Below are 25735 nucleotides of genomic sequence, written 5' to 3' on the forward strand. Positions count from 1 at the left end.
CAAAAATGAAAATGACTATTCACAGCGGTGGATAATCATTCTGGCGAATTGAGGAGAGCGGCAGTTGGATCAGTTGATGGCCATTCGGGCTTTTACGCGGGTAGTGGAAACCGGAAACTTCACGCGCGCGGCAGATTCACTCAACATGCCGAATGCCACCTTAAGCAAATTAGTGAAGTCTCTTGAGGCGCATCTGGGTGTTCGTCTGTTGCAGCGCACTACCCGACGCGTCATGACCACGCCGGAAGGGCGTGAATATTACGAGAAAGCCTCGCGTATTCTTATCGATCTGGAAGATATCGATACGTCATTTATCGTGTCTCGCAACAAACCGCACGGGCACTTACATATTCATGTGGGGGGATCAACGGCTCGCGACGTGTTGATTCCGGCGCTGCCGGACTTCCTTTCACGCTATCCTGATATTCGCCTTGATTTGGGCGTTGCCGATCGCCCCGTGGATTTGATCAGTGGCAATATCGATTGTGTGATTCGTGGTGGCCCACTCGACGATTCATCGCTGATTGCGCGGCATATTGGTAATGCAAGCCTGATTACCTGCACCACGCCGGAATACTTAAAAATGTTCGGTATCCCCGCCTATCCCGAAGAACTCAGCAATGGCCATAAGCTGATCAGCTACCTTTCTCCGTTAACGGGCAGAGCCTTTCCTTTTAGATTTCAAAGGGACGGCGAGAAAAAAGAAATTAAACCCGATCATCGCATTGGCGTGAATGAAAGCAATGCGCATTTGGCGGCGGCGATTGCCGGAATGGGCATTATTCAAACTTTCACTTATTCAATAAAGCAGGAGCTGAAACAGGGATCGCTGGTGGAAATACTGCATGAATGGCGGCCTCCGGTTTATCCTTTCCACGTTGTTTATCCGCAAAACCGCCATGTGACACATCGTCTACGGGTGTTTATCGCCTGGCTAGTGGAGGTTTTTCCCGAGGCGGTAAAAGGGTGACGGGGGCTTACTGAAATCTTTCCAGCACCCCATCTATTTTTTTCTGGCTTGTTATCAACGCCACACCAGCGTTGTTATCAGCGGTTAGTCCGCTTTTGATATAAATGCTGATCCAGCCGAATCAGAGCAATAACATAATGTGGTAACGCTGCCAGCAGCGAGGGCAGATGCGTAGCCTCATCAGCACCGTGCGGCAGGCCGTGTCCTTGTGGTAGAAAGTCAGGGGTATTTTCTGCGGTGCGAATGTAGCCGGGCCCAAAGGTAATCGCATTGGGCAACACCTTGGAATGTGTGACGCCGCCCATGGAATAGGGCCGATCCTCACGTCTGGTGATGTCGTTCCAGCTCTGTTGCAGCAGCTGAATAATCTCGTTCTCTTCGGGTAAAAAGAAAGGCGGCACATCACGCCATTGAGGATTAAGTTGCACATCCGAAGCGCTAAGATGCTGTTTAAATCTTTCCAGAATCTGCTCGCCGCGAAAGGAAACGGGATAACGTATATCGCAGGTTATGCTCAGCACATTGGGCGCCGCATTTGTCCAGATACCCGCGTTGAGCGTGAGTTTGCCGGAATGATTATCCTCCAACCCAATACCTGCGGATTCACCATAAGGTGAACCAAACAGTCGGTCTAGCTGGTTTGCCAACACCGTCTCAGTGTCACTCAGCAGATCCAGCTGTAGCAACGCGGCCAGCAAGACACGTACGGCATTAAGCGTGCCATCAGGAAACGCGGCGTGCCCACCATTTCCGCGCGCCTGCAGTACAAGCCCCTTCTCTGTCTCGACCCCTGTCACATTGCCAGCCGCTAAGCCAGTAAGCTGATCGGTATTCACTACTTTTGCCGAAGGAAGTAGGATCTGGGCGAATTCCGGCACGCTGTTGCTGGCCGTTCCAGCCTGTATAGCGGCAAGTAAACCGGCATCGGGAACATGGAGACTCAGCGTTAGCTGACCCTTTTGTGCATTGTTCACCGGAAACTTACCATCGGTCACAATCGAGACGTCAGGAACCGGACCGTTCTGCGCGAACCAGGCCAGATCCGCCATAGTGGTCTCTTCTGCTAAGCCGTAAACGATGCGTAGGTTGTGATGCAGCGGAATCGCCAAATCACGTATCAGCTTAAGCAGATAAAGGTCCAGAATTGCCGGGCCTTTGTTATCTGCGACGCCACGTCCAATTAAAAAGTCGTGATGGCGGGACAGCGTGAAGGGAGGATAAGTCCAGTTATCACCGGGCGGTACGACATCCAAGTGGCTGATTACGCCAATGTCCTGCGGGTGCTCGCCATAAACCACTGATCCCGCATAGCCTTGATGATTTTCAGTGTGGAACCCCGCCGCAGTGGCCTGCGATAACACTTTTTCCAGTATTTCGGCACATGCCGGACCAAACGGCGCGCCCGGTACAGCCAGGTCAGCTCGGCTAATGCTGGGCACGGCAATCCATTCTGCCAACTCAGCGATCAGCTGTTCACGATGGGACGAGATCCACGCCTCAATAGCAGGCAGTAGGGCATTTTCCTCTGGGCTTAGCGATGTCGACATCTCATTTCTCCTTTGCGTTAAAGCCAAAATAAAGCATCACGATGCGAAGAGTTAGACCGATTTTTCCCATCTATAGCCATTTAGCGCCAATAGCGCGCAAGGCTTAATGCGAATTACGGCAAAGGATAGTGATTTTTGTTACTCGTCTTATGGCTGAAAGCAAAGGAAATTAGCAGCACTTTTCGTCTGCGATTTTAGTAAGTTGCCAGTGATTCAGGAGTCATAAGGTGAATAACAGGCCCGATGCCGGGGTAACCGTGGGAATAGATGTAGGCGGGACATTTACCGATTTTGTCTTATTTGATCCTCAGCGTCAGAACACGCTCTTCCACAAGGAGCCCAGTACACCTTCAGATCCTGCTTTGGCGGTCAGTGAGGGGTTAATGGCTTTACTGGCAAAAAGTGGATTGCCGGCCAGCGCGCTCACTTTAGTGCTGCATGGCACTACGCTGGGTCTGAACGCCATCATTCAGCGTCGCGGTGCCCGCGTCGCGCTGGTGATCAGCCAAGGCTTTCGCGATGTGCTGGAGATAGCTCGCGCCCGCATGCCTTCTTCTTTTGATTTTCATGCCGATCGAGAACCGCCATTTTTGCCTCGTCAGCGCATACTGGAAATCTCGGCGCGTTTCAGTCCACAGGGCAAGGTATTGCAGTGGCCTGAAGAAAGTGAATTGAACGCGCTGGCGCAGCGCATTCATGCTTTAAACGTCAGTGCCGTCGCGCTGGTCACTATCAATGGTTATACCAATCCACGAGCTGAAGGCGAACTTGCCGAACAACTGAGTCGCTACTTCGCTGCTATTCCGGTGCTTTCATCTGCACAATTGTGGCCTGAGATCCGCGAGTATGAACGCACCCTGGTGGCTGGGCTGAACGCCTATATCCAACCCTTGATGCAGCGCTACTTTAGCCGTTTAAGCAATTTGCTTGAACGGCAAACGATAGATGCTCCGCTATTGATCACCGCATCAAATGGCGGCGTTTTGCCACTGGATGCGGCCCGTGAACGTCCGGTTGATACCTTATTATCCGGTCCCGCGTCAGGCGTTATCGCCGCAGCGTATTTAGCAAAAAGCACCGAAAGCGGCGGCTTTGTCACATTTGACATGGGCGGCACCAGCAGCGATATCTCCGTTTCGGCCGACGGCGAAGTAGAGCGCGTCAATCGTACTGATATTGGCGGCATGCCACTGATATTGCCGGTGGTGGGTGTCTCCGCGCTGGGCGCAGGGGGCGGATCGATTATTCACGTGGACGATTTTGGCATTTTGAAAGTGGGCCCAGAGAGCGCAGGCGCTGATCCCGGGCCGGTTGCTTACAATCGCGGCGGCAATGTTCCAACCCTTACCGATTGCTATCTGGTGTGCGGCATTTTAGCGCCAGACGCCCTGCTGGCTGGCACTCTTCCGCTGGATTTTGCGGCGGCGCATCAGGCGCTGGCAAACCTTGCCGGGCAGTTGGGGCTTGAAGGTGACCATGCTGCAGAGCGCGTTGCCAGCGGCGCGTTGGCGGTAGCGACCACGCAAATGGCGACGTCGTTGAATAAAGCGTTGGCGCAGCGTGGCGTTTCAGCGGATGCGTTAACACTTATTCCGTTTGGTGGTGCGGGCCCCACACACGCTAATTTCTTCGCCAGTGAAGCCGGTATTGATCGCCTTGTCGTTCCGCTGCGTCCAGGGACATTTTGCGCACAAGGCGCTATTACGGCGGATATTCGCAGAGATTTTGTTCGCAGCCTGCGTGTGTTTGTTAATCAAGAAACCTTTAGCACCTTAAGCAGTACGATTGCCGAACTCAATCAGCTGGCCCAGCAATGGTTCCAGGAGCAAGCCGCAACGCTGAGTCATACATCGCGCTGCATGGTAGAAGCAGATATGCGCTACAGCGGTCAGGCTTATGAACTCAGCGTTAGCCTGGCGGAGCCAGAAAATATCCAGCTGGAAGGTTTGATACAGGCTTTCCAACAGCTTCATCAACAACGTTACGGCTTTAATAATGCGGCCGTCGGGATTGAATTAACCACGCTGCGTCTTTCATTAACGGCTTCATTGCCGCGCCCGTCAGAGAATGCGTTTGTTCCTGCACCCGCGAGTGAATCACGCCTTCAGCGCCCACTGTTTCTCCATCAAAACTGGCTCTCCGCTGAGGTGTGGTCACGGTCACAGATTCAGTTCGACCACGTTCTTGCAGGGCCGGCAATTGTTGAACAAGACGATACCACTACGTTGATTTTACCCGGCTGGTCAGGGCAACTGGATAAGGCGGGTAATTTGATCATCAGCCGTCAGCCGCAAGGGGAAACACGATGAAGTTGGATGCGATTACGCTTGAGATTTTGAATCAGAAACTCACGGCGCTGACCGAAGAGATGTGTCACATCCTGCAGCGAACGGGCCGCACACTGTACGTTAAAGAGACCGCTGATTTCTGCTGTGCGGTCGCTGATCCACAGGGTAAATTTTTCGCCTATCCGCGAGGCATCGGCGTTTCTGGCTTTGTCGGGTTAAATGCGCTCACCACTCTTCAGGCAATAACTGAGCCAGAGCCGGGCGATGTGATCCTCACCAACGATCCGTGGCGATCACGCGGTTTAGCAACGCATTTGCCCGATCTGCAAGTGCTGGAACCCTGGTTTGTTGAGGGTGAAATCGTCGCCTGGGGCTGGGCTTTTTTACACGCCTCAGACGTCGGCGGCAGAGTACCCAGCAGTATATCGCCCACTAACAGCGATATTTTTCAGGAAGGACTGCAAATCCCGCCGGTGAAACTGGTGCGTGCAGGCAAGCTGAATCAGGATGTGGTGAATATTCTGGCTGCCAACAGCCGCACACCGGAAGCCAACGCTGGCGATATTCAGGCCATGCTTGCGGCGCTGAGCGCGGGACGCCAGCGGCTGGAAAAAATTGTTGCTCAACATGGCACGCCAACGGTGGTCCAGGCACAGCGAGATTTGCAGACGTATGCGGCAGCAAGGGCGCGTCAGGTGCTGCGCCGCATCCCGGATGGTTGCTACCAGTTTGAAGATTTTCTGGATGATGCGGCGGGCAGTGGCTTGCCGGTGCGGCTGGCGCTGAGCGCAACCTTTGATGATGGTCACGTGCATCTGGACTTCTCCGGCAGTGATGCGCAGGTGGCTGTCGCCCTGAACATTCCCAGCCACGGTGAACCGCACGCCTGGCTCACGCTGCGTATTCTGGCCTTGATCTGCACCCTGGACAAAACCATTCCGCTTAATGCCGGGCTGCTCGAACCGATTTCGCTCTACGCACCCGTTGGTTCGCTGGTAAATCCGCTTTATCCCGCTGCGGTGGGTGTCAGACACGCCACGGCAGTGCGCGTCAACGATCTGCTGAATGGCCTGTTAGGACAGGCTTTACCGCAAGTCATGCCAGCCGCCAGCGGCGGCACTATTATTCCGTTTGTGGTGGCTGAAAGTGGAGGCAACGGCAAAGAGCTGAACGTGCAGGTGATGGAGCCGATGGTTGGCGGCGGTGGCGGACGCTATGGCCGGGATGGCATTGATGGCCGCGATAACAGTATTTCTAACCTGGCAAACAATCCGGTCGAAATGGTGGAGGCCGAAACGCAGATCCAGATTCTGCAATATGCCTTACGCGAAGATTCCGCAGGCGCAGGTCAATGGCGCGGCGGCATGGGGCAGCAGATTCACGTGCGTATTTTGCAGGATGACACTACGCTGCTGGCGCGCGGCATGGAGCGAATGCTTTTTCAGCCTTGGGGCGTGAACGGTGGAATGCCAGGCAAACCCACGCGGCTAACGCTCAATCCGCACCTTAACGGCGGTCAGATACTGGGAAAAATAGACCTGTTAAGCGTCAAGAAAGGCGACGAAGTGTTGCTGCAAACGCCGGGCGGAGGCGGTTGGGGTGATCCTTTTCAACGCGATCCTGTGGCTGTGAAACAGGATGTGGAGAATGCGTTGCTGACGGTGGCTGCAGCAGCTGAGCAATATGGCGTGGCGATTACCCCCGAAGGCCTTGACGAGGCGGCGACAGCGGCATTACGTCAGGCTGAACGCGCTACGCCATCCTCGCGTGGTGTGGCGCGTGATAACTGGCTAACGGTGTTCGAACCGGCGGTGCTCAGTCGATTAAATCACTTGCTCTATTCCCGCTCACCTGCCGAGCGGCAGCGTTATCGACACACTGCTTTTGCTGAGGCACTGGCTCATTTACCCCCTTGTTTTCCGCTTGAAACCAATAACAACATCGCAATTGCGCGGCACTGTTTTGTCCACGCCGTCGCCGCGCTGGAACAGCAACTTTCACCCCTTAACCGCCAGGAGATGGCTCATGTCTGCCATAAAAATTAAAAAGATCGTGCTTTCCGCTTTAATCGGCCTCGCCATCAGTTCCACTGCGCAGGCAGCAGCTACGCCAGAAGCCACTGATTCGGTGGTAGTAGGCGTGTATGGCGGCGACTGGGAAAAGAACATCCGTGCGTCTGGGCTGGAGCAGTTTGCTAAAGATAACCATATCAAACTCACCGTGGTGCCCGGTGCAGATGCCGAGTGGTTCGCTAAATTACGGGCTGCGAAAGGTCGCCGCTCACCTTATGATATTGTGGTTTTTCAGCCTGATACGGTGCAGCGTGCGCAAGCAGCAGGTTTATTGCAGCCTCTTGAGGCAGCAGATATTCCTAACTTGGGTAAGCTTTATCAAACCGTACAGTCACGTTTTGTCACCGACAATAAAACCTACGCGGCAGCGTTCAGTCTGGGTCAGTTAGGACTGGCGTATCGGACTGATCTGGTGAAAACCCCGCCGAAAAGCTGGCTGGATTTGTGGAACCCAGAATACAAAGGGCACGTTGCGATCTCTTCACCCACTTACGCAGCGGGCCTGCAATTTTTTGCCGGGCTGGTGCATGCGTTAGGCGGAGAACTGGCTAAACCAGCAGATGTAGACAACGCGTTTGCTAAGTTAGCAACGTTACGCGGTAACGCTGTCGCTTTCCCGGATAGCCCAGGCGCAATTCAAACGCTATTGGAGCGAGGTGACGCGTGGATTGTGCCCTATTGGGATGGCCGCGTATTCGCGCTGAAACAGCAGGGCATGAAAGTTGACTTCGTTTATCCTTCCGATGGTCCAGTGGTTGGTGCGGCTAACTGGGTGATCCCAAAAGGCGCACCGAATCTGGCTAATGCTTATAAAGTGGTGAACGCGTTGTCCAGCGCTGAGGTGCAAAAAGCGTTCTCAGACAAATCGCTTTACGGTATGACCAATAAAGAGGTGCAGTACAGTGATGTACTGAAAAGTCAGGTGAAAGTGGGCGAAGAGGCTTATAGCAAGCTGATCTGGATCGACTATCGCAGCGCTACACCGCAGTTGGCTGACTGGACGCGCCGCTGGAGCCAGTCGCTGGGAGCGGCAAAATGAGTTCAGTGATCATCGAAGCGGTCGAGCGTCAGTTTGAGCAACACCGCGCGCTGGACGGGGTGAGTATCAATATTGAACAGGGTGAATTCTTTTCTCTGCTGGGCCCTAGCGGCTGTGGCAAAACAACGCTGTTGAATATCATCGCTGGATTCTTAGCACCCAATAAAGGCAGAGTATTCATTGGCGGTCAGGACGTGACCGGTCTACCGCCTTATCGACGCAACATTGGCATGGTGTTTCAGAACTACGCGCTGTTTCCTCATCTTAGCGTTGAGGAGAATATCGCGTTCGGACTCAAGGTGCGTAAAGTGCCGCGCGCCGAGCAGCGCCAGCGGGTGGATGACGCATTGAAGCAGGTTCGGCTTGAAGGGTTAGGAACACGCAGGCCGCATCAGTTATCGGGTGGTCAACAGCAGCGCGTCGCTATTGCCCGTGCGCTGGCGATAAAACCGCAGGTGTTACTGCTCGATGAACCTTTATCAAACCTCGATGCCCGCTTGCGCAAGGCGATGCAGGACGAGTTGCGCGCCCTGCAAAAACGCGTCGGCATCACCACGGTTTTAGTCACCCATGATCAGGAAGAGGCGCTAACCTTGTCCGATCGCATCGGCATTTTGGGGCAAGGGCAGCTACAGCAGGTTGGCACGCCGCCGGAGCTTTATCGCTTGCCGAAGAACCGGTTTGTCGCTGAGTTTGTGGGTCAGGCTAACCTGTTTCACGTTACGCCCGACCCTGTTACAGGTCGCTATATTGCCCTGGCGCATTTCCGCGCAAACGCTGAGCCGCTGCAACTGTCGGCTGCGCTTTTTCATCCACATACGTCGTTATTGATCGTCAGGCCGGAACGTATACGCCTTTCCTCGTCGCCGGGTGAATCGGCCGTTAACAGCTCGCGTGCGATCATCAAAGAAGCTCGCTTCGCCGGTTCAACATTACGTCTGCTGTGCGAGCTTCCTGGCGGCGGTGTACTCAGCGTGCAGCCTGCTGAAGCGGGTTTTAAAAACCTGCCTGCGGTGGGGGATACACTGCATCTTCACTGGCGTGAGGAAGATGTAATTGTGCTGCCTGACCAAGCGATACAGCCATGAGCAACCTAAAAGAAACCCTGAAGCTTAATGCTTTCCCGTGGCTCATGCTGACGCCGTGCCTGGTGTTTCTACTGCTGTTTTTGCTGGTACCGCTGCTGCTGCTGTTCGATCAAAGCCTGACCAATGTCGACAGCCTGCTTAACCCGTTGCCAGGATACAGCTTTGCGCAGTACCTGATCGTATTTAGCGAACCGCAATATCGCTACGCGCTTTGGACAACGTTATGGGTGTCGTTACTCACGGCCGTGATTACCGTGCTGCTGGCATGGCCTGCGGCCTGGCTGTTGGTTTCACTCAAGCAGCGCGGATTGCGAACAGTGTTGTATGTGATTTTGATTTCCCCCCTATTAACCAGCGTGGTGATCCGCACGTTCGCCTGGATTGTGTTGCTCGCACAAAATGGGCTGATTAACGGCTTTTTACTGTTTACTGGCTTAATACCCCAACCGCTGAGTTTGTTGTGGAATATGAATGCAGTGGTGATCGCCTACGTGCAAGTGATGCTGCCTTTTGCCGTATTGCCTTTAATTACGTCGTTAAACGACATAGCGCCGTCACTGCGGTTGGCCGCCATGAGCCTGGGCGCTACACCGGCTCAAACATTTCGGCGGGTAATTTTGCCTTTAACGCTGCCCGGAATGTTAACCGGTTTTATCATTGTGTTTTCGCTCGCTGCCGGTAGTTATATCACGCCGTTGTTAATCGGAGGACGTCTGCAACCGCTGTTGCCAATCGCCATCTATCAGCAGGCAATGCAGATTGCCAACTTACCCTTGGCGGCCGCTTTGTCGCTGACGTTGCTGGTTATGACGCTGGCGGTGGCAGGTGTTACGGGCCTGTTTTTGAAGCGCTGGGAGAAGAAAAATTATGGGCCGTGATCGCAACCTGATGTTACGGCTGAGCCAAATTCTGGCTTCGTTTGCGGGCATTCTGGTGTATCTCTTTTTAGCGTTGCCGGTGCTGGTGATTGTGCTTTCAGCCTTTAGCCCTGAAGCCTATCCGCAGTTTCCGCCGCAGGGCATCTCGCTGCGCTGGTTTTATGCCTTGCTGGACGATGAGAGCTGGCGCGACTCGCTGATCATTAGCGTGATCTTATTGGTGGTGGTCACACCGATAACGGTCATGCTTGGAACTTTTGCCGCGTGGGCACTGGCGCGTCTTGAATTTCGCTATCGCGAAGCGTTACAGGCTTTCATTTTGTCACCCTTGATGATCCCGCAAGTGGTGTTGGGTATCGCCTTACTGTATGTCCTTACAGCTGCCGGTATCGCGGGTATGATCAGTGGCTTAGTGATCGGGCATATCGTGGTTGCGCTGCCTTATGTGGTGCGTACCGTTAGCGTCAGTCTGGCCGCAATGGATAGGCGGCTGGAAGCGGTCTCGATGAGTCTCGGCGCAGGACGCTGGTATACCTTTCAGCACGTCACCTTGCCGCTGATTAAGCCTGGTATGGTTGCCGGCGCGGTATTTGCGGGCGTGACATCATTTGGCGAAGTGTCGGTAAGTCTGTTTCTGAGCGCGCCGGATACCATCACAATACCGGTGCGGGTGTTTAACTATGTCGATCAAACCTTTGATCCTACGGTCAACGCTATTTCAGTGATTTTCATTGTGGTCGCCGTGGCTATTTTGATGGTGATTGAGAAGGCCATTGGGCTTGTGAAAATACTCTGACTAAAACGCAACACAGGTTCATCGCTTGAAGTGGATTAGGGCGATGAACAACTTTCCATCAATCGGCTTTAATGGATGTTATCTCTATCAGGTAAACACAATCCGTAAAAAGGCAACAATTAATAAAAAGAGGGGTATTTTTATAAGTTGGAATTGCGATAGTTCCTATTAAGGACAATATAAATTCGCTTAGTGGATATAAAATTTTCCTCAGTAGAAAAATTGTCCTTAGACTTATTCTTCTTTACAAAAAACGCTTTTATAACCTTAATAATCCTTGCGTGAATTTTCATGCGATATTTTTAATTATCACAGGCCGTTAATTCAAAATCATCCGTTTGAATTACCTTGGCTAAATCGGTTCAATTAGGTCCAATAAACCCTATTTATTTTTTTAACTATTTTTCTAAATCATTTTTCTACAGCCTGCCGATTGTTAAGTCCTGCTGGACGTTAGTGCAACAAAGTGCTGTGATTCATTTCATCCTATTTCAAACGTTATCATTTCCAAAACAATTTATTCATAAACTCCGCCTGAAATATAACGCCTAACGTTAAGCAGGCTTTGTCTTTTCTCTGATGAGGAAAACATTGTGTTTAAATTAAATCCTCTGTTTTTGAGCCTTGTTGCTGCGCAAGGTCTGTTATTTCCGATACTCAATGCTTCTGCTGCATTACTCAAACCTTATACCCCTGAATTTAACGATAATAAGGCTGGTGTCTATTGCCTGTGTAACGGCACGACACAAACCCTAAGCGGTTTACCGCAGTTTGCGCCGGGCGCAAGTGGTGCAACTCGCATCACGCTGGGTGAGTTGCAAAACACGGGCCGCATTATTAACGACAATCTGATCGGTGAAAAACGGCTCGATTTGGGACTGCAAAATTTCACTGTCCGCATCCCCGATTTCGAAGCGCATACCTCAACATATTATGATGTGTACGATACGTTTGCGTTTAACGATCTGCTTAGCGTGAGTGGCGCTGCGCAGGTCCCTGATTATTACGATGTGAAAGATGGCCAATATATTAATGCGCGGGTCGCCGCCGTAAGTAATGGCACACTTAATATCGCTATTGGCAAGCAAGGCGCCGCGAGCAGCGCGAGCACCAATCGTTGGTCGATGGCGGCTAAACAGAGCGAACTCTTTACCGCTAAGAAGCGGGGACACCTGAACTGGGACGCAAATAACCGCATCACGTTTACCGCGGCAACCCCGCCTTACAGTGGCGATCGGCTCGCTTATAACGTGGGTAACGTGGTGGATTATGGCGGTGCTTTTACCGTAACCACCAAAGATGGCGCGGTGAATGCCTTCAATGTCACTAACAGCACCGAACTAAGAAATTATAATGACTGGCTGGTTTTGCAACTCAGAAGCGCCAATCTCAGGGCGGAAGATTACAATCCCGAATTCAGTAAAGCCTATGCACTGCGCGAAGGCAGCGTGGTTTACCGCATGAGCACCAATAACCTTGATGATGAAGTCGCACAGCCTTTAGGTGATCAGGTGGTGCTGAGCGCCGATGGCCCGAATGCCAGTGTGAAAATCAATCGCGGTAAAACCCTTGAAGTCAAAAACAACAGCACCGCAGTGATGCGCGCCAGCAACGGGGCGCGCGCGATAATTAATGGAAAACTTGCCAGCAGCGGACCGGTACAGTCAGAAAGCAAGGCGCTGGAGCTGATCAACGGCAGCACAGGGGTTAATAATGGGGTGATCAACGGTGGCTTCTTCAATAATGCCAACGGCGAAGGGGTGGATAACCGCACGCAGGGCTATATCGGAAAAGTTGTCGCGTCCTCTTATGGCAGCCAGTTTACCAATAATGGCGTAATCAACTTTGCCCTTAGTGATGCGCCCGTATCGGGAGGCAGTTCGGCGATTTGGCTCGGCAACGGCCATGCCATTAACCACGGTAATATCAATGTTGGCGTGGCTAATGTTGGTAACGGCAGCAGTGCGGCAGGGGTGAGTTTCAGCGGTGAAGGGAGTTTTATCAATGCAGAGGATGGCACCCTGTATATTGGCCGCACCCCGCAGAACCGTAAAACAGACGCAACACAAGATGTCGAGGTGTATCTGAACGACGGCGTGTTCGGTATTGATCAAATTCTGAATGCCAGCGCAATCAATAATGGTCGTATCGTGGTGGGTTCTAAGGTACAGAATGCCGTCGGCATGCGCGTTAGATTCGGGCCTGACGCGCTGGCGCTCAATAATGGTGTGATTGACCTCAACGGGCGCGCAGAGTCTCAGCCAGCCGAGAACGTCGGCATGCTGGTGGTCGATTCCGGCAGCAGCGGGCGGGTGGGTAATACCGGCACCATCAACGTCAACGGTGACAGCACCACAGCAATTAAAGTCATTGCCAGCGAGGGCAACCGCGCCAGCGCGTTCTCTACCGGCACGATAAACGTCAACGCCCACGTTAATGTCTATGACGGCACTTTCGATACCGCCGTTTGGGTAAAAGGGGAACCGGGCGGCCAGGCTAAAGCGGATCTTAGCGGGCCGATCAACCTTAATGGCGACTCGGTCATTGGCATTCGCGCCGAAGGCGATGCCACCGTCAACGTAACGTCAAACGCTTTGCCTCAACAGAGCAGCGGTCAATATCAGATCACTTTCTATGCCCTCGGTCCAGACGCCAAAATCAATTTGCCCGCCAACAGCAGCTTTACTACGCCTGGCTGGTCTTCCGTTCTTTTCCGCTACCAGGATGGCGCAGATTTTGATGGTCACAGCCTGACACTCACGCCCGACGACTTTTCGGCAATTGGCGTAATGGGCAGCGGCAAAGGCACGACAATTAACACTAACGGCGCGACATTCAATATTGGTCAGATCGCAACTGGCGTGCTGGTAGAAGGCGGCGCTCAAGGCACTATTGACGCGAACACCACATTTAATATGGTGGGGGAAACAGCAAGAGCGGCAGCAGTAGACGGCAAAACACGTAATCTGCTCGGCGAATACAGCGATCCCGATGCACCGCCGGTTGCTAATACCTTGCTGGTGAACCATGCCGATATACAGGGTAGCGCTGACTGGCAAACCGGCCTACAGGCATGGAACCAGGCACAACTGGTCAATACCGGTAACATCACTTTTGCTGGTCAGGGAACCTACGGTATTGAAGCGTACTCTGGCGCAACCGTGACGAACAGCGGCGACATCAGTGTCACGCGCGGTGGTACCGGGCTTTATGCCTATAACTATCCGTTAGACGGTGACGGCGTTACGCCCTCTGTGATCAATAACAGCGGAACGCTAAACGTGAGTGCGGGAGAGAGCATCCTGGTGTCGCCAACCTACGGCGCAGTAGCGTATTACCCACTATCACGCATTAATCAGAACGGGATCATTAACCTGTACGGTGATGATGTGATAGGGGCTGAAGCTGTGTTAGGGGCAACGCTCAACCTTGGACCCGACAGTCGTGTGGTATTCCACAGTCCCAACCAAACTGCGTATCAAGCCATGGATATCGGTTCCAGGTTGTTCAGCGGCGGCGGCACAACGGACGTCAGTACTGAAGGATCCACGCTTTATCGCATCAGCGCGGGGGCCTTCTTCTCAACCTTCAGCGCCGCGAATGTCACGTTAAGCGGAGCCAACAGCACGGGGATCGTCGCTTCCGGCTTAGGCACAAACATCTTTGGCACCGACGTGTTTACTGTGACCGGCAATGGTGCAACGGCCGTCCGCGTTAGCGATAACGCGGAAGGCGTTGTCACTAATCCCATCACGCTTAATGGCCGCAACAGCACTGCTGTGGTCAGCGTCGGCAATGAATCAACCGTTTATGCGGCCTCTGACATTGTGGGTGACGGTGAAACTATCACCGCTTTTGACGTCAGCAACGCTGCAAGATTATTCAACCAGTATCAAGGACGGGTCAATTTGACCGGGCCTGACAGCACCGGCGCTCGGGTTCACGATGGCGGTAACTTTATCAACCGCGGCAGCGTGCATGTGGCTTCAGGTATCGGCGTTGATGTCAGCAGCGGTTATGGTCAATACGTGCCCATGGACAGCGAATTACGGGTTGATGACGGCATCGCTGCGCTGCGGGTCGGCAGTGGCGCAGAGTTAAAAATCTACGGCGATGGGCAAGGCAGCAGCACGCTGAGCGCCAACGGCAGCGCTGACGGTTTGTTGCTTGACAGCGGCGCGCAGCGATTTGAAGCCAATGACATTATTCTTGGAGCCTACGGCAGCGGAAGTGCGATTAACAACCGCGCGGAAACCGCCTCGATTTTTCTGCAAAACGTTCGGCTGGAAAGTGGACGCGGTGCCGCTATTCGCTCGGCAACCTCCTTCGATCCTGACGGCAGCGCGTTAATTAACGTAGGCAGCGGCGGCACCGGTTATCTGTTTGCTAATGAGGACGGTTCCACCACCAGCAATGATTTGCTGATTGGGCAAGGCTATTCCATCGTTGTTCCCGGCGAGGGAACCGGCGTGCAGGCTAACACCAGCGGCAGGGTGGTGACACAAGGCTCGATTGACATTCAGGCCGCTAATGGCGGCTCGGCGATTGTCACCCGTACTGCCAGCGAAGTGATCAATCAGGGCTCAATCTCCTCTTTGAGTTTGCGTTCTCCGATCATCGACCTGCGTGGAGGTGAAACGGTATTCATCAATGAAGGCATCATCACTGCACCCAATCCCGAAACCGTGGTCATCGCCGGCGGCGCGACGGATGATCTCATTGCACTTCTGGACGGTAAGGTACTGGGCGATGTGGATACGGGTAATGGGCGTGATTCCCTGATCCTGACCGGCGGCACGATCAACGGCAGCTTGACGATGGGCAACGGCACGAATAATTCCGCCACTATAGAAAAGGTCAGCCTGGCAGACACACGCCATATCACGACTCAGGGCGGCGCGGGCAGCACGCTTAATTTAAGTGAGATTACTGCGCGCGGTGGTTCGTTCTCCAATGACGACCTGAGCAAAGGCACTAATCTCGGTGCAGGTTGGAGCACCTTAAATTTCTACAACACGCAATGGACGTTAACGGACAACATCAAGCTGGCACACAGCACCATCAATATCGACAGCGGCTCAACGCTGTTTGTGGGTGATGGGGTTAATCCACTGTTGCAGGGCGCAACCGATGATTCTTTGGTGGTGAATAACGCCGGTACGCTGGATTTAACCAACGGCGCTAACGTCGCCAATAACACCTTGACCCTTGATGGCGAATTAGTCTCAAACGGCGGTAGCCTGCGGCTCAACTCGTTTAACACGCAAAGTGATGCGTTGCGTGTTAATGGTAACGTCAGCGGCACCACGTTTATCGACGATACGCTTATTGGCGGCACGGTGGCGGATACCAACGGCGACAGCACAATCACTGCAACGGAGGGTATTTCACTGGCACAGGTTTCAGGTAGCGCCAGTCGCGCGAGTTTTGCCTTAAAGCAGGGCTATGTCGCATCGGGACCGTGGCAATACAGTGTGTATAGTTTCGCGCCGGGCAGCAGCGACGCCAGCCAGCGAGAAGTCAGCGGTAGCGGTAACGCGTTCTGGGATTATCGCCTCGCCAATACTTTTGTCTGTGAAGATGGCTCGCTCTGCCAGCCACAAGCGGGTAGTGGTAAGGTGGCAGCGCGTCCGGCTGTCACGCCGCAGGTGCCTTCTTACATTTCAGCCCCGGTTGGTTTGGCGTATTACACACTCGCTATTACTGACGATCTGCATAAACGGCTTGGGGAGCTGCGCTATCAGCAAAACAATCCGGATGCACTGGGCGGTGAAATGTTTATCCGCTATATCGGCTCAAACCTGGAATACCAAAGCAACCGTGGATTCAGTGATTACGGCTATGATTTTGACCTCGATTACAGTGCCGTGCAGCTCGGCGGCAACCTGTTGAGGTTAGATGGCGCACAAGATAGCCTGCGCGGCGGCATCGCCTATACGCGCGGTAACACACGTATTCGTCCACATGCTGCTGATGGCTATAGCTCAACCTCTTTCGACAGCGACAGCCTGGCTTTATATGGAACCTGGCAACGTGACAGCGGTTTCTATGTTGATGGTTCGCTGGCATGGAGCTGGTATCGCGGCGAAACGGATATCGCGCGGCAGAAAGAGGTGGCGTCGCCAAAAGGCAAGGGTTGGGCCGCGTCGCTGGAATCGGGCTATCCGTTTGAGTTTGCTCACGGTGTACGATTCGAACCGCAGGCTCAGCTAACCTGGCTGCGTTTAAACATGGAAAACTTTACCGACAGCGATCGCACCCGCGTTTCCTATGATGATTATGATCAAACCATTGGCCGACTGGGCGCACGTCTCGCTCGCACCTGGCAGGACGACAGCCAGCGTCTCTATACGCCGTACCTTCGCGCGAACTATTTTCACGGCTGGGGCGGAACGGCGAAAGTGAACATCGGTTCAACCGGCAGCGACATCAATCAAAACTTTGACAGCGGAAAGTTCGGGCAGATGTGGGATGTAGGCATTGGCGGCTCGGCATCGTTGAAGCGTGATGTGTCGTTCTATGCCGAGGCGGATTACCGTAAAGAGATTGACGGAAATGGCGCTAAAGGCTGGCGTTATAACGCCGGTGTTCGCTGGTCATTTTGAACCGTTAAAATATCAAAGGCACCGTTTGGTGCCTTTTTTATTGCGCTTAGAGAGGGTTATCAATGGCGCGGCGCGAATGGCCATCGGTTTGAAACAAAACTATCTGCTGATTAACCCTTCAACTTCAGCGCAGGGTGACTGACAGATTCTGATAGGCTTTTGATGACAAAAGGCAGTGTAAATCTGCTTTAAACCCGCTTTGGATCCCATGCTGAATGAGTGCTGCAACCGGTATATCAATGAAAATTATGGCTGCGCTCAGTTCAACGCTGATGCTTGCCTGTGTAAAAGCGCTGGATGGAACGATCCCGGTAGGCGAGGTGATATTTTTTCGCTCCTGCTTTGCGATGCTGCCATTAATACTCTGGCTGAAGGTGCAGGGCAGCGTGCGAGAAGGGATTAAAACCGCCAATGTGCGGGGACACTTTATCCGCGGACTTGCCGGAACCTGCAGCATGTATTTAAGCTATTTAGCGCTGCTCTACATTTCGCTTACCGATGCCACCGCAATCAATTACGCGGCCCCGCTGTTTACGGTTCTGCTTGCAGCACTAATATTACGAGAAAAGGTGCGCGCTCACCGCTGGCTGGCAGTGGCGGCGGGATTTAGCGGTATCGTTATCATGCTTTCCGGGCACCTTTCACTGACAGATAACGCCTTGAATGTCGGTTCTTCTACCGGCGTGTTTCTGGCACTGCTGGCGGCCCTCTTTACCGCCGGGGCCTTGATTCAAATCCGCTCGTTGAATCGGTCAGAAAAGGCCGGCGCGATCGCCTTTTGGTTTACCGTCATGACGGGATTAACTTCACTTGTCACAGTGATTGCAGGCTGGAAAATACCAGAAGGACGTGAAATTTTATTACTGGTCGGCTGCGGGCTGTTTGGCGGTATCACCCAAATATTACTGACATTAAGCCTCCGCTATGCAGATGCTTCTTTGCTGGCGCCTTTCGATTACACCACGCTGCTTTGGTCAGTGATTATTGGGTTCTTGTTTCTGGGTAATTTGCCAGAGGAAGCGACGATTGCGGGCGCTTTTCTGGTCGCAGTCGGCGGTATTTATTCACTGCTTTGCGAGCGTCGTTTGCGCCGTCTGGAAATGGTTCAGGATAGGCGATGATCCCTCTCGTGACCTCATTTAAGCACGCCTTCTTTTAGCTCATCTCCTCATGCTGGATAAACAATAATCGCACAACGGGCAATGACATCGCTTGCCCGTTTCCATATTATCCATGCTTCAGCATTACCCGCTGTAAAACACGAAGGATGTGATGATGATTTTCTCTGAAGTTGAAACACACTATATAAACAGCAACACAGATAGCCGCTTGGTTCGTTATGATGTGATTAGAATCGATGATGACACCTTTGTGGTTAACGTGTTCGATGTGCAACAGCGGAGTGCCTCTCCTTCGGGATCCTTTACAAACAGTGCCACACTCAAAATCACCCGTGATGATTACGAGTCTGAGAACAATATCGGGTCCTCTTCGGTGGTGCGAAATCGTATGCCAACCACTTTTCAAAATCATATTCTGGTTAAGTGCCAGCAGCATCGTGATTCACTGGATCTCGCATAAACTTTGACAGGCTCTTTTTAACGTCAAAAAAGAGCCTGATTAACGCTACGCTTGCCTCTGGTTTTTCATACTGAATACTTTCATCTATAAAGGCAGTGACAGTGTTGCCCTAAACCTCTACGAATACTCTTTTATCAACGCAAGTGCAGTTGACGCTTTCTTTTGGGCTGAAATGATTTTTCGCGTCATCTTTTCTAATTTCACTCATGCGCAAGGTGAAATTCGTTCCACAGTAAATTGATGATGGCATGCTGAAATACCGTTTAGCCTGATCATAAGGGTTTATTGAGGTTTTGCCGTTTAAAAAATAACTTCAACGCTGAATGAAAAACTGTCTCTTTAGCATATGCAGGCTTAACCGCTTCATTTACATGAAGTAAGATTGAAAATTTCAGCAGGGCCTCAGCAGCATCGCGGGCTTCAATATCATTACAAGGTTGATCACAACAATCTCGCTCAGCTTTTTCATGGCTGCATTTATTTGCTTCAAGAGCAATAAGCTTGCCCTGTTTTTTAAAACAACAATAATTAGCCATGGACTCTCCCTGTAAAAGTAATCTCATAACATTGTTGAAAGAAAGTGATTTTGAATGAGGCATTACGCTGCCAACTGGATTTAACATACCTGGTTTTAATAGCGGATGTTATCGTTATAGATAAATTGAGATGTCTCCGGTTTACTGTGATGCCAGTGAGATCTTGAGTGAAACTGCGCGGTGATTTATTGGCTGGCCCTTTCGTCATAACCCTCGTTAATAGGGTTGGCAATCCCTTGCTCTAAACGAAAAACCAACCTTATTAATATGTTGTAAAATATTTTAAAAATTTGCGTCTATAATTAGCTACTTAAATTCATTATGAATAGCTGGTTTATCAGCGGGTTAATTTTAAGGGGTAATAGTGATATGAGCAGTGATTCAGAAAAAACGGTGACAAGTGAAACGTTATTAAATAGCGGTAAAGCGTGGAACGGACAGGGGATTGAAAACTACCCGACGGGAAAACCTGAGATTACACTAATGAAAATGACCATTCCGGCTCATTCTGAGTTGCCGTGGCATACGCACCCTATCCCTAATACCGCCTTCGTCGTTTCGGGTTCGCTTACCGTTGAGGATAAATTCACCGGTGAGACAAAAACCTTCAGTGCAGGAGAAGCCTTTAATGAGTCCATCGATATTGCTCATCGCGGCTATACAACCAATGAACCCACTGATCTTATTATATTTTATGCAGGTGCCGAAGGTATGGAACTCTCGATTCCTCTGCCAGGCGAGGAATCTGAGTACTAATATTTGATTCCGCACTCTCTATCTATCTGCCTGCCGCTCATGAATGAGCGGCAGGTATTCAAAAGTAAATAGTGAACATTCTGTTGATGTTAGCGAGTTTAATTGGAAAGGACGTAAATATAAAAGTTAACTAAATTCGATTGTGTTAGGCTAAATAAACCTCAAAGAGGAATTTATCATGACATGGCTAAATCGAATATTTGATAACTTACAGCAGCATGAAGTTAATTCTCAGTGCCCGGTGTGTAAGAAATTTTCTAAGCAGTCTTCAACTAAACGAGATCGTGGACAAGCCGTATTATGTCCTCATTGTAAATCTCTGTTTATCATGACGGAATAAATATTCCCTTCACTCAATGGGTTAAGGCGTTTTTTTGAGTAAAAGGATCCGTAATAGCCTTAAGTTTTTTCGCCTGAATCATCCGGCAATTTTCGCAATGGAGTGTGCTTTACAGGGTTTTACTCATCACGCTTAAGGGAATATCACTCTGCGCCTTGCTGTTACCTCCGCCTTTAATCCCTATTCGGGAATAATATGTCGCTTCAAGTGACACCGGATAATTCTCTCTGCGATCAATAGGCGTTTCTGCACGCTGAGGAATTCAATTAATATAATAGCCTTTCCTGTGCAGTTATAAATAATGCAGTGCTTACTGTTTTTAGTGGGATTAATTGCTAAAGCAATGGCCGTGCGTAACGTAAAAAGAAAAACTATTCATTCTATTAAATTAAGAATTAACGCGCGCTGCAATTTATCTTATAAATCATTGATGATGCCTTGTCAGGGTTTACATTGATTCAGTGCGCTCACGCTATAGCTAAAAAGTGAATTACGTTTCCCATATTTGTAACAACCCGCGCTATTTACTTGCCTTAAATGAACTGACTATTATCCCTGTCACTTAATTATTTCAACTAACACGCTGGATTAAGAGCGGTCCGCCCCTGACTTTCCGTTTATTAACTGGAAAAACCATGACAAACCCTTTCGATTTCCCCGAAGCAATCCAGGCGGCTGTGCTGACCGAGGATGACAAGGCGATTCAGGCAGCACGTTCTTTGGCCGAAAAGGCGAAAGTCGGTGCAGTAGCGCGCGATCAGCAACGGATTTATCCACGTGAACTGCTCGCACAGTTCACCCAGATTGGTTTAGGTAGCATCAGCGTACCGCGCGCTTTTGGCGGCGGCGGGCTGAGTTATCAAACCCTGGCTGAGGTGTTTCGCCTGATTTCTGCCAGCGATCCGTCGCTTGGACAAATTCCGCAAAACCACTTTGGGTTAATTCAGTTCATTCTGGGTGAAGGCAGCGCAGCGCAGCAGCAGAAACTGTTGCAAGCGGTGGTGAGTGGCAAACGGCTCGGCAACGGCGGCCCGGAAAAGAACACCCGACATACCCGCGATGTTCAGGCTCGACTGCTGAGCACCGAACAAGGTTTGCGGTTAACCGGCGAGAAATTCTATTCAACCGGCGCACTGTTCGCCGACATTCTGGTCACCACCGCGCTCCAGGATAACGGCCTGCCGACAATGGCTTTTATTCCATTGCCCGCCGAAGGGGTACAGATCATCGATGACTGGTCTGGCATCGGTCAGCGCACCACCGCCAGCGGTACGGTGCGGCTGGAGCAGGTTGCGGTCGATCCCGCGTTGATCATCCCTTTGCCATCAGCGGAAAAACCGACGCTGCGCGGTGCGGTATCTCAGCTAATTCAGGCAGCCATCGATGCAGGCATCGCGCAAGGCGCACTGGATGATGCGCTGGAATTTGTGCGCAGTAGTTCACGTCCTTGGGTGGATGCCAATGTCGAACGCAATGCGGATGATCCTTACCTTCTTGCCGATATCGGACGCATTAGCACCGAGCTGAGTGCCGCCAATGCGTTACTTAAGCGTGCGGCTAACGTACTCGATAACATCGATCCGCTGGCGCTCAGTGTTGAAAACAGTGCGCGTGCCTCCATTGCGGTCGCCGAGGCCAAAGTCTTGACCACCGACGTCGCCCTACGCGCCAGTGAAAAATTGCTGGAGTGGGGCGGCAGCCGCGCCACGTTGCTACGTCATGGATTGGATCGCCATTGGCGCAATGCGCGCACCCACACCTTGCACGATCCGGTGCGTTGGAAAACACATGCTATTGGTCACTATTACCTCAACGCGGTCTACCCAACGCGCCACGCCTGGATTTAAGGAGCAGCGATGACACAGGTTCAGCCAAAACAGCCCGCGACCCACATCAAAAATGCGCAACAGGCGTTGGATGTGGCGCACCAGCTGGCACAGCAGTTTCGCAGCGGAGCCTCAGAGCGTGACCGCGAACGTCTGTTACCTCATAAAGAATTACAGCAGCTTTTCGCATCAGGATTAGGCGCGATCACCGTGCCGAAGCAATACGGCGGCATTGCTGTTTCCACCGCTACGCTGGCTGCGGTTATTGCAATAATCAGCGAAGCCGATGCGGCGATAGGTCAGGTACCGCAAAACCATTTTTACGCGTTGGAAGTGTTACGCATTAACGGCAGCCAGGCGCAGCAACAACGACTTTACGCCGAAGTGCTGGCGGGTGTGCATCTGGGCAATGCGTTGGCAGAGTTCAGTTCACCCGCAGCGCATCAGCGTAGCACGCAGATTCTCGATCTTCGCCTTAACGGCAGCAAGTTCTACGCCACCGGTGCGCTGTTTGCCGATCGCATTCCTACAGCGGCAAAAGACGCAGAGGGAAAAGAGCAACTGGTCTTTGTGCCACGGCATCAGCCTGGCATCACGGTGATTGATGACTGGAGCGGCTTTGGCCAGCGCACGACCGGCAGCGGCAGCGTCCTATTTGAGAATGTCTCCGTTGCCGCTGAGGATGTGGTGCCGTTTCAGAGCGCATTCGAACGGCCCACCACCGTTGGGCCACTTGCACAAATCCTGCATGCGGCTATCGATCAGGGCATTGCACGTGCGGCGTTCAGGGACATGCTCGATTTCCTGCGTCATCGCGCCCGACCCTGGCCAGACAGCGGGGTTGATCACGCGAGCGAAGACCCGCTTACCCTTGACCGCACCGGTCGGCTGGCGGCACGACTCGCTGCAGGCGACGCGTTAATCGAAGAGGCAGGCGTCGCCATAGATGTCGCGCAACAACAGCCTAATGCGGAAACGGTCGCCTGGGCATCTGTCGAGGTGGCGAAAGCTCGTGCCTGGACCACGGAGGTTTCACTGGAGGCGAGCAATTTATTGTTTGAGCTTTCCGGTTCTCGCGCCAGCCTGCGTGAATACAACTTCGACCGCCACTGGCGCAACGCCCGCACCCATACGTTGCACGATCCGGTGCGCTGGAAATATCCGGCGATTGGCAATCATCTGCTTAATGGCGTATTGCCGCCGCGCCGAGGCACGATATGAGTCAAAAGCAGATTTTACTTAATGCTTTCACGATGAACTGTGTCGGCCATATTCATCACGGTATGTGGACGCATCCCCAGGATCGTTCAGTGGAATTTAATTCTCTGAATTACTGGGCCGATTTGGCACGTCTGCTGGAACGCGGGCTGTTTGACGGAATTTTTATCGCTGACATTCTTGGCGTGTATGACGTTTATCAGCAGGGCATCGATCTCACCGCGCGCGAGTCGATTCAGTTACCGGTTAACGATCCGCTGATGCTGGTGTCGGCAATGGCTGGCGTAACGCAGCATCTCGGTTTTGGCGTTACCGCCAATCTCAGTTACGAAGCACCGTATCCGTTCGCGCGTCGCCTGTCGACGCTGGATCATCTGACCCAAGGGCGTGTTGGCTGGAATATCGTCACGGGTTATCTGGACAGCGCCGCCCGTGCAATGGGCAACAAACAACAGTTGGCCCATGATCGACGCTACGATCAGGCTGACGAGTTTCTGGATGTCACTTATCAGTTATGGGAAGGCAGTTGGCACGATGATGCGTTGGTGGTCGATCGCCAGCGCCGGCTGTATGCCGATGCCGACAAAATTCATCTAATTAACCATCAGGGTGAATTCTATCAGGTTGAGGGTTATCACCTCAGCAGCCCGTCACCGCAGCGCACGCCATTGCTGTTTCAGGCCGGAACCTCTGCACGCGGCATCCAGTTTGCTGCTCGCCATGCTGAATGTACTTTCGTCAATGCCCGTTCACCTGACGCCATGCGTCAGCAGACGCAACGGCTGCGTCAGGCTGCGATGGACGCGGGGCGTCACGCTGATGATTTGCGTATTTTTATGGGCGTCGGCGTGATTGTGGCACCGACGGAACGCGAAGCGCAGGAGAAATATCGCAGTTATCTCGAATATGCCAGCCCGGAAGCGGGTATTGCCCATTTCTCTAGCTCGATCGGCGTCGATCTAGCCGCGTTCGATTTAGATGCACCGATTGAAACCGGTGATACCCGCGCGATTGAGTCGGTGAGCAAAGCTTACAGCGGCTGGACGCGACGTCGGTTGTTGGAGCAGCATGCGATGGGCAGCCGCTATCCCTTAATCATTGGCGATCCGGCTCAGGTAGCCGACGCGCTGTTGCAGTGGATAGATGAAGGCGATATTGACGGCTTCAACCTGACTCACATTCTCAATCCGCAGAGTTACAGCGATTTTATCGATCTGGTGGTGCCGGAACTTCAGCAGCGCGGTCGCTACAAAACTGCCTATCAACCCGGTTCATTACGCAAAAAAATCTTTCAGCAACAGGACCGTTTGCCTGACCGTCATCCGGCGGCACGCTGGCGACAAGCAGCCCATTTTAATTGATTCTATTAACCTCAAGGAAAGGCGATGAAATATTCTCAAAAATTGGCGGCAGCGCTTGGCGTGACGCTGTTAACACTCTGCGCCGCGGCATCAGCGGCTGACTATTCCGGGCCGCTGAAAGTGGGCACCACGGCTGCGTTCGCACCGCCATTGGAAACCACCGTTGAGGAAGCGAAAAAACAGGGACTAAATGTGGAGTTGGTGGAGTTTACCGACTGGACTGCGCCTAACGTCAGCGTGGAAAACGGGGATATTGACGTTAACCTGTTTCAGCACAAGCCATTCCTGGAAAATGCCAACCAAGAGGGTGGATTCCATCTGGTGCCTTACGCACCCGCCATCATCAACAACGTTGGGCTTTATTCCAAAAAGCACACAGCTATTGATCAGATCCCACAAGGTGGAACCGTCGCTATCGCCAATGACCCGATCAACGGCGCGCGTGGGCTGTTGTTGTTACAAAAAGCGGGTCTGATAACCTTGAAACCGGGCGCTGGACTGAAGTCGACCGTGGAGGATATCGCCAGCAATCCCAAAGATCTGAAGATCATCGAAGTTGAAGCAGTACAGCTTTCACGTTCGCTGGATGAAGTGGATTTAGCCCAAGGCTATCCGCACTATTTACGCCTGGCGAAAACCATCGACCCGGAAAAAGCGCTGCTGTTTGATGGCCTTGAACACCCCGAATATGTCATTCAGTTCGTTGTTCGTGACGGTCATCAGGACGATCCGCGTCTGAAAAAATTTGTCGATATCTATCAGCACTCTCCAGTAGTACGGGCCAAACTCGATAGCTTCTATGGCAAACTCTACCAGCCGGGTTGGAGCCAGTAA

18 protein-coding genes are annotated in these 25735 nt (G+C 52.2%); 16 read left to right on the forward strand and 2 right to left on the reverse strand.

Annotated elements, in window-relative coordinates; genetic code table 11:
- The first annotated feature begins 64 nt into the window (after nt 1-64).
- Nucleotides 65-970, forward strand: coding sequence for a LysR family transcriptional regulator (locus SC127_RS14845; RefSeq protein ID WP_243079135.1), 906 nt, complete (start codon nt 65-67; stop codon nt 968-970).
- A gap of 77 nt (nt 971-1047) precedes the next feature.
- Here the strand turns inward: SC127_RS14845 and SC127_RS14850 are convergent, their stop codons facing one another.
- Complete coding sequence (locus tag SC127_RS14850; RefSeq protein WP_332627010.1) at nt 1048-2517, reverse strand: Sapep family Mn(2+)-dependent dipeptidase; 1470 nt, start codon at nt 2515-2517, stop codon at nt 1048-1050.
- A 227-nt stretch (nt 2518-2744) separates the two neighbouring features.
- Here SC127_RS14850 and SC127_RS14855 point away from each other — a divergent pair, with 227 nt between their 5' ends.
- The 9 genes from SC127_RS14855 to SC127_RS14895 all read left to right on the forward strand — a co-directional run bounded on the left by SC127_RS14855 (nt 2745) and on the right by SC127_RS14895 (nt 18864).
- Nucleotides 2745-4826 (forward strand): hydantoinase/oxoprolinase family protein, encoded by a 2082-nt coding sequence (locus SC127_RS14855; RefSeq protein ID WP_332627011.1) that lies wholly within the window; start codon nt 2745-2747, stop codon nt 4824-4826.
- Nucleotides 4823-6850 carry a hydantoinase B/oxoprolinase family protein gene (locus tag SC127_RS14860; RefSeq protein ID WP_332627012.1) on the forward strand — a complete coding sequence of 676 codons (2028 nt, stop codon included), beginning with the start codon at nt 4823-4825 and terminating at the stop codon, nt 6848-6850. The genes SC127_RS14855 and SC127_RS14860 overlap by 4 nt, the downstream gene beginning before the upstream one ends.
- Nucleotides 6831-7916, forward strand: coding sequence for an ABC transporter substrate-binding protein (locus SC127_RS14865; protein ID WP_332627013.1), 1086 nt, complete (start codon nt 6831-6833; stop codon nt 7914-7916). The genes SC127_RS14860 and SC127_RS14865 overlap by 20 nt, the downstream gene beginning before the upstream one ends.
- Nucleotides 7913-9004, forward strand: coding sequence for an ABC transporter ATP-binding protein (locus SC127_RS14870; protein ID WP_332627014.1), 1092 nt, complete (start codon nt 7913-7915; stop codon nt 9002-9004). The genes SC127_RS14865 and SC127_RS14870 overlap by 4 nt, the downstream gene beginning before the upstream one ends.
- The gene (locus tag SC127_RS14875) at nt 9001-9882 is read left to right on the forward strand and encodes an ABC transporter permease (protein ID WP_332627015.1); all 882 of its coding nucleotides are present in this window, start codon (nt 9001-9003) and stop codon (nt 9880-9882) included. The genes SC127_RS14870 and SC127_RS14875 overlap by 4 nt, the downstream gene beginning before the upstream one ends.
- The gene (locus SC127_RS14880) at nt 9872-10678 is read left to right on the forward strand and encodes an ABC transporter permease (RefSeq protein WP_243079128.1); all 807 of its coding nucleotides are present in this window, start codon (nt 9872-9874) and stop codon (nt 10676-10678) included. The genes SC127_RS14875 and SC127_RS14880 overlap by 11 nt, the downstream gene beginning before the upstream one ends.
- Before the next feature lie 593 nt (nt 10679-11271).
- Nucleotides 11272-17283, forward strand: a complete 6012-nt coding sequence (locus SC127_RS14885; protein ID WP_332627016.1) for an autotransporter outer membrane beta-barrel domain-containing protein — start codon at nt 11272-11274, stop codon at nt 17281-17283.
- 215 nt (nt 17284-17498) lie between these two features.
- Entirely contained in the window at nt 17499-18404 is a 906-nt protein-coding gene (locus SC127_RS14890; protein ID WP_332627017.1) for a DMT family transporter, read from the forward strand.
- A 151-nt stretch (nt 18405-18555) separates the two neighbouring features.
- Nucleotides 18556-18864: a hypothetical protein gene (locus SC127_RS14895; RefSeq protein WP_332627018.1), complete on the forward strand. Its 309-nt coding sequence runs from the start codon at nt 18556-18558 to the stop codon at nt 18862-18864.
- A gap of 272 nt (nt 18865-19136) precedes the next feature.
- On the opposite strand, the gene SC127_RS14900 is transcribed toward SC127_RS14895, so the two are convergent.
- Nucleotides 19137-19400, reverse strand: coding sequence for a hypothetical protein (locus SC127_RS14900; RefSeq protein ID WP_332627019.1), 264 nt, complete (start codon nt 19398-19400; stop codon nt 19137-19139).
- A 369-nt stretch (nt 19401-19769) separates the two neighbouring features.
- On the opposite strand from SC127_RS14900, the gene SC127_RS14905 reads away from it, so the two are divergent.
- From SC127_RS14905 to SC127_RS14930, 6 genes are all read left to right on the forward strand, one after another.
- Nucleotides 19770-20156, forward strand: a complete 387-nt coding sequence (locus SC127_RS14905; RefSeq protein WP_332627020.1) for a cupin domain-containing protein — start codon at nt 19770-19772, stop codon at nt 20154-20156.
- Between the two features lie 178 nt (nt 20157-20334).
- Nucleotides 20335-20496 (forward strand): YnfU family zinc-binding protein, encoded by a 162-nt coding sequence (locus SC127_RS14910; RefSeq protein WP_215848693.1) that lies wholly within the window; start codon nt 20335-20337, stop codon nt 20494-20496.
- Between the two features lie 635 nt (nt 20497-21131).
- A complete protein-coding gene (locus tag SC127_RS14915) occupies nt 21132-22343 on the forward strand; it encodes an SfnB family sulfur acquisition oxidoreductase (protein ID WP_332627021.1) in 1212 nt (403 codons plus the stop codon).
- A gap of 9 nt (nt 22344-22352) precedes the next feature.
- Nucleotides 22353-23543, forward strand: a complete 1191-nt coding sequence (locus SC127_RS14920; protein WP_332627022.1) for an SfnB family sulfur acquisition oxidoreductase — start codon at nt 22353-22355, stop codon at nt 23541-23543.
- A complete protein-coding gene (locus SC127_RS14925; protein WP_332627023.1) occupies nt 23540-24901 on the forward strand; it encodes an LLM class flavin-dependent oxidoreductase in 1362 nt (453 codons plus the stop codon). Before SC127_RS14920 ends, SC127_RS14925 begins: the two co-directional genes overlap by 4 nt.
- Nucleotides 24902-24925: 24 nt before the next feature.
- Complete coding sequence (locus SC127_RS14930; RefSeq protein WP_243079120.1) at nt 24926-25735, forward strand: MetQ/NlpA family ABC transporter substrate-binding protein; 810 nt, start codon at nt 24926-24928, stop codon at nt 25733-25735.

The organism is Pantoea sp. T14, from assembly GCF_036663535.1.
GTDB lineage: Bacteria > Pseudomonadota > Gammaproteobacteria > Enterobacterales > Enterobacteriaceae > Pantoea > Pantoea phytostimulans.

Bases quoted from the DNA above. Each gene is read 5' to 3' on its own strand.
- SC127_RS14910 (WP_215848693.1), top strand. From the start codon at position 20,335: ATGACATGGCTAAATCGAATATTTGATAACTTACAGCAGCATGAAGTT.
- SC127_RS14925 (WP_332627023.1), top strand. From the start codon at position 23,540: ATGAGTCAAAAGCAGATTTTACTTAATGCTTTCACGATGAACTGTGTC.
- SC127_RS14890 (WP_332627017.1), top strand. From the start codon at position 17,499: ATGAGTGCTGCAACCGGTATATCAATGAAAATTATGGCTGCGCTCAGT.
- SC127_RS14920 (WP_332627022.1), top strand. From the start codon at position 22,353: ATGACACAGGTTCAGCCAAAACAGCCCGCGACCCACATCAAAAATGCG.
- SC127_RS14850 (WP_332627010.1), bottom strand. From the start codon at position 2,517: ATGTCGACATCGCTAAGCCCAGAGGAAAATGCCCTACTGCCTGCTATT.
- SC127_RS14860 (WP_332627012.1), top strand. From the start codon at position 4,823: ATGAAGTTGGATGCGATTACGCTTGAGATTTTGAATCAGAAACTCACG.
- SC127_RS14865 (WP_332627013.1), top strand. From the start codon at position 6,831: ATGTCTGCCATAAAAATTAAAAAGATCGTGCTTTCCGCTTTAATCGGC.
- SC127_RS14915 (WP_332627021.1), top strand. From the start codon at position 21,132: ATGACAAACCCTTTCGATTTCCCCGAAGCAATCCAGGCGGCTGTGCTG.
- SC127_RS14875 (WP_332627015.1), top strand. From the start codon at position 9,001: ATGAGCAACCTAAAAGAAACCCTGAAGCTTAATGCTTTCCCGTGGCTC.
- SC127_RS14880 (WP_243079128.1), top strand. From the start codon at position 9,872: ATGGGCCGTGATCGCAACCTGATGTTACGGCTGAGCCAAATTCTGGCT.
- SC127_RS14895 (WP_332627018.1), top strand. From the start codon at position 18,556: ATGATGATTTTCTCTGAAGTTGAAACACACTATATAAACAGCAACACA.
- SC127_RS14870 (WP_332627014.1), top strand. From the start codon at position 7,913: ATGAGTTCAGTGATCATCGAAGCGGTCGAGCGTCAGTTTGAGCAACAC.
- SC127_RS14900 (WP_332627019.1), bottom strand. From the start codon at position 19,400: ATGGCTAATTATTGTTGTTTTAAAAAACAGGGCAAGCTTATTGCTCTT.
- SC127_RS14905 (WP_332627020.1), top strand. From the start codon at position 19,770: ATGAGCAGTGATTCAGAAAAAACGGTGACAAGTGAAACGTTATTAAAT.
- SC127_RS14930 (WP_243079120.1), top strand. From the start codon at position 24,926: ATGAAATATTCTCAAAAATTGGCGGCAGCGCTTGGCGTGACGCTGTTA.